The 241-nt window shown below is 45.6% G+C and carries 1 pseudogene; it reads left to right on the forward strand.

The features are described 5' to 3' along the window. Nucleotides 1-241, forward strand: a pseudogene (locus SB660_RS23320) (Ger(x)C family spore germination protein); the annotation flags it as partial.

Here is a 241-nt window from a genome sequence, read left to right on the forward strand (position 1 = left end):
GCAGCTATTTGATGGCAGCAAGAGGGAAAGCCTGAGATATTTTCACAAAAGGAAGTCCGAAGCAGCAGCTGCCGATGCCTTCCGAAAAGCTAATTGATCTGACCAATAACAGCGGGTATAACGGGAAGATTATGATGCCGCTTCGTATCGGCAGAGCTGCTATCTATTGCCAAAATGGCTACAGTTTTCTTATTCAAGCCGTAAAAAACCAAAAGGGAAAAGCAAAGTATGACGGGGCAGG

This window comes from Bacillus sp. SIMBA_005 (assembly GCF_046535585.1).
Lineage (GTDB): Bacteria > Bacillota > Bacilli > Bacillales > Bacillaceae > Bacillus > Bacillus pumilus.